The following is a 12176-nucleotide window of genomic DNA, read 5'->3' as shown; positions in this document are numbered from 1 at the left end:
GCTCAATGGCGCGCCGGCCAGCACCGGCAACGCGGGCGGCTTCGTGCTCGGGATGTCGCTGGGAGCGGTATGGACGCCGTGCGCCGGACCCGTCCTCGCGTCGATCCTGGTGCTTGTCGTCAAGGCGCAGGACCTTCATTGGTCAGGGCTGCTGCTCGCGCTATATGCGATCGGCGCCGCCATTCCGATGCTCGCGATCATCTACGGCGGTCAGTTCATCACGCGGCGGGTGCGCGTACTGGCCCGTCATACACACCGCATCCAGCAGGTATTCGGCGTTCTGGTGATGCTCACCGCGCTCGCCATCTACCTGCAATACGACGTCCTCGCTTATGCGTGGATCGCTTCCTACCTCCCTGCACTCAAAGGACTCTGACATGTTCAACCGACTCAAGACCCTCACCGCCGCCGCCCTCTTTACCGCCATCGCGGCTAGCGCCGGCGCCGCTCAGGCGGGCCCGGTCGCGCACCCGGTGCCGGCACCGGAATTCACCGGCATCGACAAGTGGCTCAACAGCGAGCCGCTGACCCTGCAGCAACTGCGCGGAAAAGTGGTGCTCGTCGACTTCTGGACCTACTCGTGCATCAACTGCGTTCACACGCTGCCTTACGTGAAGACGTGGAATCAGAAGTACAAGGACCAGGGGCTGGTGGTTGTCGGCGTGCATACGCCCGAGTATCCGTTCGAGCGTGACACCGGCAACGTGAAGACCGCGATCAAGCGTTTCGACATTACCTACCCGGTCGCGCAGGACAACCGCTATGCGACCTGGACCGCCTACGACAACCAGTACTGGCCGGCGTTCTATCTCATCGACAAGCAGGGAAAAGTGGTCTACACGCACTTCGGCGAAGGCGAATACGAGCAGACCGAGGCGGCGATCAAGCAGTTGCTCGCGCAGAAGTAATGCGGCGTCCGCAGGCCTTTCGTATCGCAATGTATCCGCGAAGCCGCCGATACACAGGCTTGCAAAACGCCCGGGTCAGGACACACGCCAGATACGTCGGCGCGTTCAAATGCATCAACGACAGATCGCAACGAATTGCCACGCAACTGATGCGTTTCCGGGCGTTTCCCAACCCTTCATCGTTTCAAGGAGAACATCATGAAAACTTCGATCATCGCTTTGGCTTTTGCCGCATTTGCCGCTTCGGGCTTGGCTCAGGCCGCCGACAACACCACGACCTCCACCGCTGCGCAGACGGAGCAATCCGGTACGAGCCGCATCGTCACGTCGCAGAAGACGCGTGCCGACGTTCGCCGCGAATTGGTGCAGGCGCAGAAGGACGGACAACTCGCCAGTCTCAGCACGCTCTATCGCGGAAGCTGAACCTACCCACTTACACGTACTCATTCGAGACTCCGCCGTGAACAAGCGCGCGGGAAAATCGATGTAGCCTGAATGCAGCGATACAGGCGGTGAAACTTCCGCCTGACGAATGAACGGCGGTCGGCGTGATCCGGGAGGCCCGTTCGCGCCCGGCTTCCAGCCGATCGGCGACGCCTCCGCGCTGCGCCCGATCGAATACTAAAAAGCGACACAATTTCAAAGGAGAAACAACCATGCCAGATGAGATGAATTCTCGCCGCCGCCGTCTGCTGAAGACGACTATTGCAGGCGTCGGCCTGCTCGAATTCGGACTCAGCGGACTCGCCAACGCGCAAGCGGCCGGGAACACGAGCCCCGCCAAGGGCTCTGCGCGCCTCGCATCGTTCGACACCATTCGCCAGGTCAATGCGGGAACGCTCAGCATCGGCTATGCGGAAGCGGGACCGGGCAACGGCCCGGTCGTGATCCTGCTGCACGGATGGCCCTACGACATCTACAGCTTCGCCGAAGTCACGCCACTGCTTGCGGCCGCCGGCTATCGCGTGATCGTGCCGTATCTGCGCGGCTACGGCACGACGCGCTTCCTGTCCGCCGATACCCCGCGCAACGGGCAGCAAGCCCTCGTCGCCGTCGACATCATCGCGCTGATGGACGCGTTGAAGATCGACAAGGCCGTGTTCGGCGGCTTCGACTGGGGCGCGCGCACGGCCGGCATCATCGCCGCGCTGTGGCCGGAACGATGCAAGGCGCTGGTATCGGTGAGCGGCTATCTGATCGGCAGCCAGGCCGCCAACCACACGCCACTGCCACCGAAAGCGGAACTTGCATGGTGGTATCAGTTCTATTTCGCCACGGAGCGCGGTCAAGCGGGGTACGAAGCGAACCGCAACGAATTCAACAAGCTCATCTGGCGTCTCGCGTCACCGAAGTGGGACTTCGACGATGCGACCTACGACCGCTCCGCACAGTCGTTCGCGAACCCGGATCATGTCGCGGTGGTGATTCATAACTATCGCTGGCGTCTCGGACTCGCGAAGGGCGAACCGCAATACGACACGCTCGAACAGCGCCTGGCGACGGCGCCGGCTATCGCGGTGCCGGCCATCACGCTCGAAGGCGACGCGAATGGAGCGCCACATCCCGACCCGTCGGCCTACGCGAAAAAGTTCACGGGCAAGTATGTACACCGGAACATCGGCGGCGGGATCGGGCACAACCTGCCGCAGGAAGCGCCAAAAGCGTTCGCCGATGCGGTCATCGACGTCGCGCGCATGGTGTAAAACGTTCCAGCGAGCGCCAGGTCTCGTTTCCTGTCGAGACGCTGGCGTTATCCGCAATGCGCTATGAAACGACGTGTCTTTTAGCTCCGCTGTACCTCGGCGGCTTGCCTGGCCCTTAGCACCGTAGTCGATTCCCCGGCCAAGCCCCAGTTGTCGGTATCGATTTCGTCGATCACGACAAAGGTAGCCGCCGGGTCCTTCTTCAACACACGAACAACCAGATCTGTTGCGCCTTTGATCAACTCGGCCTTCTGTTCGCGGGTGACGCCTTCTCGCGTCACCTGGATATTGATGTACGGCATGATGACCTCCCAGGTTGGAACTGCAATGCCTGCTGCGCTCCGGCCTACCACTTGCCTGCGGTAGCACCGCCATCGACAGGCAGTACAACGCCAGTCGTGAATTCGGCGGTAGTGAGATACAGCACGGCGTCCACGATGTCCTGGACCGCGCCGATACGGCCACCGGGCTGCAGCGTCTTGAGGAACTCGTGCATTGCACTATCGTGCAGCGGCGTATCGATGATGCCGGGGGCGACAGCGGACACTTTGACGTTACTCGAAGCGAGTTCGAGCGCGAGCGCTCGCGTTGCGGCGTTCATGCCTCCTTTGATGAGCACGGGGAGGAGCGCAGGCACGTTGACGTTCGGTTGCATCGCGACACTTGCCGTGATGCTGACGATGTGACCGTTCCCGTTGGCCGACATGTGCGCGGCGGCCTGCTGCGTCGGATAGAAGAAACCCTTAAGGTTCGTGCCGACGATCGCGTCGAGATCTTCCGTTGTGTAAGCGCCGATAGGCTTTGCAATAAAAATGCCCGCATTGTTGACGAGAATATCAACCCGTCCGAACTTTGCGATTGCGCGCTCGAAGATCGCCAGGGAAGTAGCCGGATCAGCGATATCACCCGCCACCGCCAGGAAGTTCTTCGGATTGCCAAGCTTTTCGGCCGCAACTTGCAGGCGTTCGATAGTGCGAGCGTTGCCTACGACGTTATAGCCGCGAGCCAGATAGGCTTCGGCCAAGGCATAACCAATGCCGCTCGATGCGCCGGTGATTACAACTGTTTTTTGCGTGGTCATGACAAGACTCCAGAGGATTATGAGAGACGGCTGCAGTCGGCGTTTTGCTGGACTGCAGGGAGTCGTTTCGTGTCCGGCTCCCATGAAACAACTTTACTTATGCGATTTAAATCGATAAATATACGTTTATCGAAAACATTTGATACATGATGTAATGAATAGCAAAAGACATTTCGACGATCTGCTTCTTGGCAGCATCGAGTTGTTTTGCCTGGCAGCGGAACTCGCGAGCTTTACCGACGCCGCCGCGGCTGCGGGTGTCACGCCTGCCGCGGTGAGCCGTTCGGTGTCGCGCCTGGAGGAGCGGATGGGCTTGCAGCTTTTCGTTCGGACAACCCGGCGCATTCGCTTGACCGACGCGGGGCGCGCCTATTTCGAGCGTTGCCGCGAGGCGCTCGGGCAACTCGTCGACGCGGAGCGCGAGGCCAGCGGCGAGCAGTTGGTGGCGGCCGGCGTGCTGCGCGTCAGCATGCCCACGCCCTACGCCCACTATCGGGTGCTGCCGCTGTTGCCGACGTTCCGGGCAAGGCATCCCCAAGTACGGATCGAAGTGCACATCAGCAATCGCAACATCGATTTCTCCGAGGAAGCCTTCGATCTCTCGATCCGCGGCCGCGCGCCGGCGGACTCGAACCTGATCGCACGCAAGCTGGAGGACGCCGAATTAGTGGTGGTCGCGAGTCCGGATTATCTGGCACGCGCCGGTACGCCCGGATCCGTCGAAGATCTCGCGAATCACGAGTGCATTTTGTTCGACCTGCCGAGTAGCGGCCGTCAGCTACCGTGGTTGTTCAAGGAGGATGGACAAGAGCTTGAATATGCCGTGGCCGGCAACTATTCCACTGCGGGTGACGTGCTGGGAGGCGTGACGCTCGCCCGGAGCGGGGCGGGACTCTTCCAGACATATAGATTCGTTGTAGCGCGGGACCTCGAAAGCGGTCAACTCCTAGAGGTGTTGCCGGAGATCGGGGGAACGTCCCGACCCTTCGTCTTGCTGTACCCGCATAAGCGTCATTTGTCGTTACGCGTGCGCCGCTTCGTCGACTTTCTCATCGACGAGCTTGCGGATTCGACTGGATCCGGCGCCGACCGAGACGCGTGAGACTGGGAAATGGAGTGGCACGTTCCGTCGCGCGAAAGCTTATCGTCTACGGTTGGGGCGACCTGGTCAGACGTACGCAAAGCAGCGCCGCCACGGCCAGCGCCGCCGCAGCCGCACTCAAGGACCCCGTGAACGAATGATGCGGTGCATACATCGCATTGGCGACGAGCGGTCCCACGATCTGCCCGATACCGAAGCATGCCGTCATCACGGCGAGAATGCTCACGCGCAGGGTGTGCGCTACCCGGCGGGCGGCGAGCATCGAAATCGTCGTGGTGCCCATGAATGTACCGCCTACGATCAATGCGCTGCCGAGGTATCCGGCCGGGTTCGGCGCCACTACCGGCAAGATGACACCGGCCGCTTGCAGCGCGAGATTCAGAAACAGCGCGCGTCGCGTGCCAAGGCGCATATGGACTGCATGCCAGATGAAGCACGACGGCACCGCGCCCAGGCCAAACAACGCCCAGACCTGGATGGGATCGATTGAACCGAGTGCGTTCCGGACGAAGAACGGCAGATAGGTCGCGGTGATGATGTAACCGAACCCGGCAAGCCCGTAGAGCGCAATCAGCCGTCCTGCGCCGAGCGCGGGAAAGGACTCGTGCCCGTGCAAGACCGCGCGCGTGTCGGGATCGTGGACCGGGCGCGCATCGAGACCCGGCAGCGCGATGGCGCCGAGGATCAATGCGCCTGCTGCCAATACCCACCAAAGCCCCGCGCTGTGCAAGCCAAACGCGCGTCCCGCGATCAGCATTTCGGACGACAGCACAATGCCCATGCCGACGCCCGCATAAAGCAAGGGTGCGCCGTGCGTGTGGCCGCGATGTTGCAGCAGCCAGAGCGAAGCCCCCACCATGGTAAGTGCGCTGACGGCGCCTGTGATGCCGCGTATCGCGATGATCAACCAGGGCGCATTCAACAGCGCCGTCACCCCGAGACATATCGCGATGCCCCCGAGCGCCAGCACGCACAGCCTGCGCGAGTGTCGCGGATGCATGGCGGCAGTCAGCAGCGCCCCAACGAGATAACCCGCATAGTTGGCCGATGCGGCGAGCGTGCCCTGATGCACGGTCAGCACTGCGTCGCTGACCATGACCGGGTAGATGCCCGTGAACGCAAACCGTCCGAACCCCATGCCGACCGCCATGACGAGCGCGGCAACCAGTGCCGCCGTGCCTTGGCTTGCCGCCGACGAAGCGTGCCGAATTGTGCTCATGATGATTTCCTTTTGGCCGTTTGTTGCTTCGACATAAATGGCGTAAGCGCTTCGCGCAGCGCATCGAACGCCGCCGTCTGATATCCGTTTCGATGGACGAGCCACGTATCCACCTTCGCCACGACATGCGTGCGGAACTCTGGCGGTTCGCGCAGCAGATCGAGCACGCTGCGGGGCACGAGCGATACGCAGCCGCCTGCCGCGACGCATGCCAGCATGCTGTGATACGACCCGACCTCCTGGATGTCGAGCGCTGACTTGTCCTGGCCAAGCCACTCCTCGGCGATCACTCGATAGCTGCAGCCTTGTGCAAACGCGGCAAGCGAACGCACGGCGATATCAGTGCCCTGGCGGATGGCAGCGTGTCCTGGCGGCAGCACGAGCAGGATTTCCTCGCGAAAGACCGGCTCGCCAAGAAGTCCAACCACCTCGAGATCCGCTTCCGACGCCATGTCGCCGCACGGCGGCAGCGCCGCGAACGCGCAATCGAGCAAACCGCTGCGAACCTGTTCGAGCAGTTGCCGCGAGGGCGCCGTCGAAATCCTGAGCTGGACGCCGGGGTACTGCACGTGAAGGGCGGCAAGCGGTCCAGGAAGACGAGCCGCGGCCGTGCTTTCCATGCTGCCAATCCTGAGCGTGCCCGAGGGCGCATGCGGGCTCAGCACTTGTCGCGCCTCGTCGGCCAGCGCGAGCATGCGGTTGGCGTAGCCGAGAAAACGTTCGCCTTCCACACTCAGCGTAAGACGGTTGCCGTCGCGCCGAAACAGTGCTACCCCCAGTTCCTCTTCGAGCTGCTGGATTCGCGTGGTCACGTTCGACTGCACGCGGCCGAGCCGCTTGGCCGCCCGGGTCACGCTGAGTTCGGCGGCGACGACGCGAAAAATGTCGAGACTGGTGTGATCCATGAAAATCTCAATTGGAGAACGATATAAGCATCATATTCCCAAATTGAGATAATATGCAAGCGGTCTGCTCCTTTTGCGATGGTGACCCGGATCGACGCACCTGCCCCGGCCATCGCTCAACGCCTGATAGAACGATCGAGGTCTCCATGAATCAGCCAGCAACCCGTTCGCTTATGCCGCCGGACGGCCATGTCCAGAGGCTCAGCTATGCCGAACGCAACGCGCCGTACTGGCGGCGTAATCTTTTCGTCTGCGTGTTCGGGTCTTCTACAACCCTGCTGAGTCTCAGCATGTTGCTGCCGTTTCTGCCGCTGTACGTGCAGCAGTTGGGCGTGAGCACGCCGTCGGCGGTCGTGCAGTGGTCGGGCGTTGCGTTTGGCGCGACGTTTTTCGGCACCGCGATTACCGCGCCGCTGTGGGGGCGTCTTGCGGACCGATACGGCCGCAAGCCCATGCTGGTTCGCGCGGCGGTCGGCATGGCCGTCGTGATGTCGCTGATCGGCGTGGCGCATAACCTGACCGAACTGGTGGTGCTGCGCCTGATCGCGGGATTGATCGGCGGTTACGCCTCCGCGTCCATTGTCATGGTCGGGACGCAGGTCCCGCGCGAGCGCTCGGGATGGGCACTCGGCGTGCTGTCTACAGGCGCCCTCGCGGGCAATCTCGTGGGACCGCTGGTGGGCGGTTTCCTGCCGACATGGGTCGGCATCCGGGGCACATTCTTCGTCGGCGGAGCGATCATCGCGGTGGCCGCGCTGCTGACCATTGTGGTTGTGCGCGAGGACTTCGATCGCAGCACCGACGCGAAGAAGCGTACGGACACCGGCGGGGTATCGCCCTCCACGATCAATCGCGGGGGGATCCTCGTATTGCTCGTGACGGCAATGATGGTGTTGCTTGCGAACATGTCGATCGAGCCCATCATCACCGTCTATATCGGACAACTCGGTGTGTCGGGCGATCACGTTGCACGCATGGCCGGAATCGTGATGGCGGCGTCGGCTTTCGGCAGCATGTTGACTGCCGCCCGCCTCGGCGCGCTTGCCGATCGCGTCGGCAGCTCGAAAGTGATCATCGGATGCCTGGTTGCCACGGGCGCGGTCCTGGTGCCCCAGGCGTTTGTCACCCAATGGTGGCAACTGGCCATGCTTCGCGGCTTGATGGGCATGACGCTCGCGGGACTTCTTCCATCGATTGCGAAGGAAGTGCGGCACGCGGTGGCCGATCACAATTCCGGCAAGACGCTCGGTTATCTTCAGTCCGCTCAGTTTAGCGGGCAGGTCATCGGCCCGTTGATCGGCGGGCAAATCGGCGCGCATTTCAGCTTGCGCGCGGTGTTTTTCGTGACTGCGTCCTTGCTGCTCGTTTGCGCGGGGTTGAATCGATGGGCGAGAGCCAAGCAGGCGAGGTGAAGCCGTGTCGCTTCCAGATGCTGCGGCGCATGCTTACGGGTAATTTATTGCACTAAAGCTGAGCTTCGATAGCCGCCTTATCTATAACTGACCATACTTGCTCGATCTTTTCCGCCCGGAATTGATAGAACACATTCTCTGTAAAGGAGACCCTTTTCCCGTTGACAGGGAGCCCAAGGAATTTTCCCTTGGGCGTACAGGCGAAGCCTAGCCGGCTGGCTATATAAGGCGCATCGGAAATCAACAGCTGAATGTTGAAATAGAGGTCTGGAATTTCATTGAAGTCTCTCTCCAGCATCTCGCGATACCCTGATAACCCGATCCGCTGACCGTTGTAGTGCACGTCATCATGAACGAACTGTTCGAGTTTTGGCCAGTCCTGCTTATTCAGGCAGGCAATGTAGTCTCGGTAGACGTTGGAAAGGTCGGCTTTATTCACGGCAATTTCCCTGTCGTTTTACAAGGTCCCTGCTGCAAAGTGGAACAAGTTGAAATTCTACAGCCATTCGTCATCGTCATGAGCGGCCCTTCAATGACCGGCTCACCGTTTCTATCCAAATTCGTCGTGCTGCGGTAATTGGTCGGTTATGGAATACCAAGCGGCCTTGGAGGCAACAAAAATATGTGCGGTTGGGCGGATAGAAGGAGTGTCTTCGAGCGTTCCCAAAGTAACGTGAACGAACTCGCCCTCGCGAACCACCGAGAACATAAGGCTGCCGCATGTATTGCAATGGACATCGTGCGCCGCATTCTTGTCACCGACAATCAACAGGTTGTCTTGCCCTTCAGTGATGTTCAACTTGTCACGCTCGATCCCTGCGAATGGCTTGAATGCTGAGCCCGTTGCGCGCCGACAGTTTGAACAGTGGCAGTTCAATGCATAGGCAAACTCGTCCTTCACCGCGTAATGGACTGCGCCGCAAAGGCATCTGCCAGCAAGCAACGGATTCATGTCTTGTCTCCATGATGGACGTCACGCTAACGAACTGCGGGATTAATAACTGCTTGGGCGCGTCGCATGAACTTTCGCTCATGCAGGGTTGCTGCTTCATTATATTAAACGGCCGTCCCTGGAGGAATTGCCCACAGCGGCCCAGAAAATTTGCAAGTTGGCGAAATGACCTAGCCCGGCTCGGCAGCGCGAGATGAATGCTAAGCGAAAGATTTAGTGGCTAGAATCAGTCCGCATATCAATAAGATAAGAACCAGTGACCATGAAAACGATAAGAACCCTCCCGCTACTGATTTCGTTGGCTGCTCCAGTGCTTGTGAACGCAGAATCCATGTCCGCACCAAAGCTCCACCCGGGGGATACATGGACCTATGTCGAGACAGTCGAGACCGCGCCCAACGGTTGGCGCCAGACGCATGACGAGATCGTCGTGCTGCGTACAACGTCCGACCATATCTATTTCGAAACGAAGCAGGCCGGCACGACCCAAGCCGCAAATGAACTAGTCGAAGGCGCCGACTGGAGCCGCTCGCGCAACGTGAACGGAACCGAAACGATGGTCAATCAGCCTTTGTCGTTCCCGCTTTCGGTCGGAAAGACGTGGCAGGTGAAATATACCGAAGCGCACCCGAACGTGAAGCACGATTCGGAATCGGTCGATACTCGATTCAAGGTTGTCGGTCCTGAATCCGTCGAAGTTCCAGCGGGTAAATTTGAAGCGATCAAGATCGAAGCCGAAGGTCAATGGACGGCGCAGACCGCTCCCATGCAGTCTGCGACAACAGGAACCGTCGCCAATCAGACGGGAGCGACTATCGTGATGCAGACCCGAAGGGCTAGTCCCGTCGTGGCAACCGGCCGGCTCTACAAGGCGTTCTGGTACGTTCCCGAAATCGGCCGTTGGGTTAAATCCGACGAGGAGTACTACGGCAGCAACGGCGTACGCACTCAGCGGTTCACGAGCGAACTAGAGTCGTTCAAGCACGCCGCGCAGTAGCAGGAATCTCATGGCCTCACGCGACCGGTGCAAACGGCCCGGCCGCCCCTAAGACACGAACGGCAGCTTCACGTCGCGGGCGGCATCCAGCATCGACAAGGTGATTTTCCGCACCTCGAGCTTGCTCTGCGTGATATGAGCGCGCAGCAGGATGGTCGCCTCGGTCAGCCGGTTGCGCTCGATGAGATGCAGCATGGTCGAGTGCTCGTCGTAAGTCGCGCTGGTTCGATGAGGTTTCAGAAAGTCGAGGCGGCGCACGATGCGAATACGCTCAGTGACGTCGTTGTGAACGCGGACCATTTCAGCATTGCGCGTGGCGGCCACAATCTGGCGATGAAAATTCTCGTCCATGCCGAACATCTTGACCGGATCGGATTCGCGCGCTTTCGGCTCGACGCACCAGATTGCCTTGAGCGCATCGATAGCTTCACGCGCCGCTTCGCCGCCTGATGTCAGTCGCTCAAGCGCGGCCACTTCAAGCACGATGCGCAGATCGTAGAGCTGATCCATCTGGTCGAAGTCGATCCGCGCGACTTTCCAGCCGCGCCGGAAACCGACCTCCAGATACCCTTCGCGCTGTAGCCGGAACAGGCCGTCGCGCATTGGTGTGCGCGATACGCCGTAGTACTGCGCAATACCGTTCTCTGAAAAGCGATCGCCCGGAAAAAGCCGGAAGTTGAAGATGTCGCTTTTCAGCCGCTGGTAGACCTGCTCGGCAAGCGGGTTGGCGGCATTGGGCTCGACGGCCTCGACGTTCGTTTCAATCGACTCTTCCTGCATTCGGGTTCCCCTTTGTTCTTATTATCGGCGTTTCAGGGCTTGGGAATAAGGCTCACGTGCGCGGCGACGATCTTCCAGCCATTGGCAGGACCAAGTCGTGCCCAGCTCTGCATCTGGCGCCCGATCAACGGCGTTTCGTCGCTGGTGAATTCAGTGCTGACAGTCGCGAAGTCCGTGCCGAACGTAGTGATAACCGTGCGGTGCAACATACGCGAGGCGGGCACGGGTGCGCAGTTTTCGCGCCACTCGCGAATGGCCTCGCCGCCGTGCTGGATTTCGGCAATGCCGTAGCGCACCGTCTCGGACGCGTTCCAGAAGAGCGCGTTCATCGTTTCGATGTCGTTCGCCACCAGCGCACGCTCGTACGCGACGAACGCCGCACACACTTCTGCAATGACTTCCGGCAGGTTGATTTCCATCGTTTGCGAGTTCCTCACGCTGCGGTAAAAGATGACAGGGGCGCGGTCCAGCCAACAATACCGCCCTGGGACCGCACCATATCGAGTGCCGCCTGCTTGAACGCCGGGAAATAACTGGCGGTCGCGTCCTCGACAAGCAGACAATCGTAACCGCGGTCGTTCGCTTCGCGCATCGATGTCTGCACGCAAACCTCAGTCGTCACACCGGCGAACACAAGATGCGTGATATGCCGCGCCTCCAGTTCAGGAGTCAGCGAGGTCGCATAGAAAGCGCCCTTGCCGGGTTTATCGATGACCAGTTCGCCTTCTACAGGCGCAACGGCATCGACGATCGCGTTACCCGGCTCGCCACGAATCAGGATGCGGCCCATCGGTCCGTCATCCCCAATGCGCGCATTGGGCGCACCACGAAGCCGCTTGGCCGGTGGGCAGTCCGACAGATCCGCTGCATGCGACTCGCGCGTGTGGACCACAAACCATCCACTTCGACGCGCGAAAGCCAGCAGCGAGGCGACAGTGGGCACGATCTGCGCTAACAGCGACACATCGTTCCCCAGCGATTCCCCGAAACCACCGGGTTCGATGAAATCGCGTTGCATGTCAATGATGACGAGTGCGGTCATTGACGGCTCGAATGTAAAGGGACCGGGTAACGCCGGTATGGTGATCGTCATGGCTGATCCCCGCAGCGGTTCAGT

Annotated in this window: 16 protein-coding genes; 7 read left to right on the top strand and 9 right to left on the bottom strand. The window is 60.4% G+C overall.

Annotation, left to right across the window (positions count from 1 at the left end):
- From EOS_RS07585 to EOS_RS07570, 4 genes are all read left to right on the top strand, one after another.
- A partial coding sequence (locus EOS_RS07585) for a cytochrome c biogenesis CcdA family protein (RefSeq protein WP_047845995.1) occupies positions 1–376 on the top strand: 376 nt, incomplete at its 5' end.
- 1 nt (position 377) lies between these two features.
- Positions 378–908, top strand: a complete 531-nt coding sequence (locus tag EOS_RS07580; RefSeq protein ID WP_047845994.1) for a thioredoxin family protein — start codon at positions 378–380, stop codon at positions 906–908.
- Positions 909–1106: 198 nt separating this feature from the next.
- Positions 1107–1331 (top strand): DUF4148 domain-containing protein, encoded by a 225-nt coding sequence (locus EOS_RS07575; RefSeq protein ID WP_047845993.1) that lies wholly within the window; start codon positions 1107–1109, stop codon positions 1329–1331.
- Between the two features lie 233 nt (positions 1332–1564).
- Positions 1565–2611, top strand: coding sequence for an alpha/beta hydrolase (locus EOS_RS07570; RefSeq protein WP_047845992.1), 1047 nt, complete (start codon positions 1565–1567; stop codon positions 2609–2611).
- Positions 2612–2691: 80 nt separating this feature from the next.
- Here the strand turns inward: EOS_RS07570 and EOS_RS07565 are convergent, their stop codons facing one another.
- On the bottom strand, positions 2692–2913 hold the full coding sequence (locus tag EOS_RS07565) for a tautomerase family protein (protein WP_047845991.1): 222 nt from the start codon (positions 2911–2913) through the stop codon (positions 2692–2694).
- A gap of 44 nt (positions 2914–2957) precedes the next feature.
- The gene (locus tag EOS_RS07560; RefSeq protein ID WP_047845990.1) at positions 2958–3692 is read right to left on the bottom strand and encodes an SDR family NAD(P)-dependent oxidoreductase; all 735 of its coding nucleotides are present in this window, start codon (positions 3690–3692) and stop codon (positions 2958–2960) included.
- A 154-nt stretch (positions 3693–3846) separates the two neighbouring features.
- Between EOS_RS07560 and EOS_RS07555 the strand changes: the two genes are divergently transcribed.
- A complete protein-coding gene (locus EOS_RS07555; RefSeq protein WP_047845989.1) occupies positions 3847–4794 on the top strand; it encodes a LysR family transcriptional regulator in 948 nt (315 codons plus the stop codon).
- 46 nt (positions 4795–4840) lie between these two features.
- Here the strand turns inward: EOS_RS07555 and EOS_RS07550 are convergent, their stop codons facing one another.
- Together EOS_RS07550 and EOS_RS07545 are read right to left on the bottom strand one after the other, a co-directional pair.
- The gene (locus tag EOS_RS07550; protein ID WP_047845988.1) at positions 4841–6013 is read right to left on the bottom strand and encodes a YbfB/YjiJ family MFS transporter; all 1173 of its coding nucleotides are present in this window, start codon (positions 6011–6013) and stop codon (positions 4841–4843) included.
- Positions 6010–6918, bottom strand: coding sequence for a LysR family transcriptional regulator (locus EOS_RS07545; protein WP_047845987.1), 909 nt, complete (start codon positions 6916–6918; stop codon positions 6010–6012). The genes EOS_RS07550 and EOS_RS07545 overlap by 4 nt, the downstream gene beginning before the upstream one ends.
- A 146-nt stretch (positions 6919–7064) precedes the next feature.
- Between EOS_RS07545 and EOS_RS07540 the strand changes: the two genes are divergently transcribed.
- Positions 7065–8330: an MFS transporter gene (locus EOS_RS07540; protein WP_047845986.1), complete on the top strand. Its 1266-nt coding sequence runs from the start codon at positions 7065–7067 to the stop codon at positions 8328–8330.
- Positions 8331–8382: 52 nt separating this feature from the next.
- On the opposite strand, the gene EOS_RS07535 is transcribed toward EOS_RS07540, so the two are convergent.
- Entirely contained in the window at positions 8383–8769 is a 387-nt protein-coding gene (locus tag EOS_RS07535) for an ester cyclase (protein WP_047845985.1), read from the bottom strand.
- A gap of 111 nt (positions 8770–8880) precedes the next feature.
- Entirely contained in the window at positions 8881–9282 is a 402-nt protein-coding gene (locus EOS_RS07530; RefSeq protein WP_047845984.1) for a GFA family protein, read from the bottom strand.
- Positions 9283–9613: 331 nt separating this feature from the next.
- Here EOS_RS07530 and EOS_RS07525 point away from each other — a divergent pair, with 331 nt between their 5' ends.
- The gene (locus EOS_RS07525; RefSeq protein ID WP_235442732.1) at positions 9614–10279 is read left to right on the top strand and encodes a hypothetical protein; all 666 of its coding nucleotides are present in this window, start codon (positions 9614–9616) and stop codon (positions 10277–10279) included.
- Between the two features lie 48 nt (positions 10280–10327).
- On the opposite strand, the gene EOS_RS07520 is transcribed toward EOS_RS07525, so the two are convergent.
- The 3 genes from EOS_RS07520 to EOS_RS07510 are packed head-to-tail and all read right to left on the bottom strand — an operon-like array spanning position 10328 to position 12152.
- A complete protein-coding gene (locus tag EOS_RS07520) occupies positions 10328–11059 on the bottom strand; it encodes a GntR family transcriptional regulator (RefSeq protein ID WP_047845982.1) in 732 nt (243 codons plus the stop codon).
- 32 nt (positions 11060–11091) lie between these two features.
- Complete coding sequence (hpxZ, locus tag EOS_RS07515) at positions 11092–11478, bottom strand: oxalurate catabolism protein HpxZ (RefSeq protein WP_047845981.1); 387 nt, start codon at positions 11476–11478, stop codon at positions 11092–11094.
- A 14-nt stretch (positions 11479–11492) separates the two neighbouring features.
- A complete protein-coding gene (locus tag EOS_RS07510; RefSeq protein WP_047845980.1) occupies positions 11493–12152 on the bottom strand; it encodes a cysteine hydrolase family protein in 660 nt (219 codons plus the stop codon).
- Positions 12153–12176: the final 24 nt, after the last annotated feature.

The organism is Caballeronia mineralivorans PML1(12) (assembly GCF_001028175.1).
GTDB lineage: Bacteria > Pseudomonadota > Gammaproteobacteria > Burkholderiales > Burkholderiaceae > Caballeronia > Caballeronia mineralivorans.
The sequence above is the reverse complement of the archived record's forward strand: the minus strand, read 5'-3'. Positions and strand labels throughout refer to the sequence as shown.

What these genes read in the sequence shown, in the direction of transcription:
- EOS_RS07530 (WP_047845984.1), bottom strand. Translation starts at nt 9,282, where the DNA reads ATGAATCCGTTGCTTGCTGGCAGATGCCTTTGCGGCGCAGTCCATTAC.
- EOS_RS07555 (WP_047845989.1), top strand. Translation starts at nt 3,847, where the DNA reads ATGAATAGCAAAAGACATTTCGACGATCTGCTTCTTGGCAGCATCGAG.
- EOS_RS07525 (WP_235442732.1), top strand. Translation starts at nt 9,614, where the DNA reads ATGTCCGCACCAAAGCTCCACCCGGGGGATACATGGACCTATGTCGAG.
- EOS_RS07565 (WP_047845991.1), bottom strand. Translation starts at nt 2,913, where the DNA reads ATGCCGTACATCAATATCCAGGTGACGCGAGAAGGCGTCACCCGCGAA.
- EOS_RS07510 (WP_047845980.1), bottom strand. Translation starts at nt 12,152, where the DNA reads ATGACGATCACCATACCGGCGTTACCCGGTCCCTTTACATTCGAGCCG.
- EOS_RS07520 (WP_047845982.1), bottom strand. Translation starts at nt 11,059, where the DNA reads ATGCAGGAAGAGTCGATTGAAACGAACGTCGAGGCCGTCGAGCCCAAT.
- hpxZ (WP_047845981.1), bottom strand. Translation starts at nt 11,478, where the DNA reads ATGGAAATCAACCTGCCGGAAGTCATTGCAGAAGTGTGTGCGGCGTTC.
- EOS_RS07550 (WP_047845988.1), bottom strand. Translation starts at nt 6,013, where the DNA reads ATGAGCACAATTCGGCACGCTTCGTCGGCGGCAAGCCAAGGCACGGCG.
- EOS_RS07540 (WP_047845986.1), top strand. Translation starts at nt 7,065, where the DNA reads ATGAATCAGCCAGCAACCCGTTCGCTTATGCCGCCGGACGGCCATGTC.
- EOS_RS07575 (WP_047845993.1), top strand. Translation starts at nt 1,107, where the DNA reads ATGAAAACTTCGATCATCGCTTTGGCTTTTGCCGCATTTGCCGCTTCG.
- EOS_RS07545 (WP_047845987.1), bottom strand. Translation starts at nt 6,918, where the DNA reads ATGGATCACACCAGTCTCGACATTTTTCGCGTCGTCGCCGCCGAACTC.
- EOS_RS07560 (WP_047845990.1), bottom strand. Translation starts at nt 3,692, where the DNA reads ATGACCACGCAAAAAACAGTTGTAATCACCGGCGCATCGAGCGGCATT.
- EOS_RS07570 (WP_047845992.1), top strand. Translation starts at nt 1,565, where the DNA reads ATGCCAGATGAGATGAATTCTCGCCGCCGCCGTCTGCTGAAGACGACT.
- EOS_RS07580 (WP_047845994.1), top strand. Translation starts at nt 378, where the DNA reads ATGTTCAACCGACTCAAGACCCTCACCGCCGCCGCCCTCTTTACCGCC.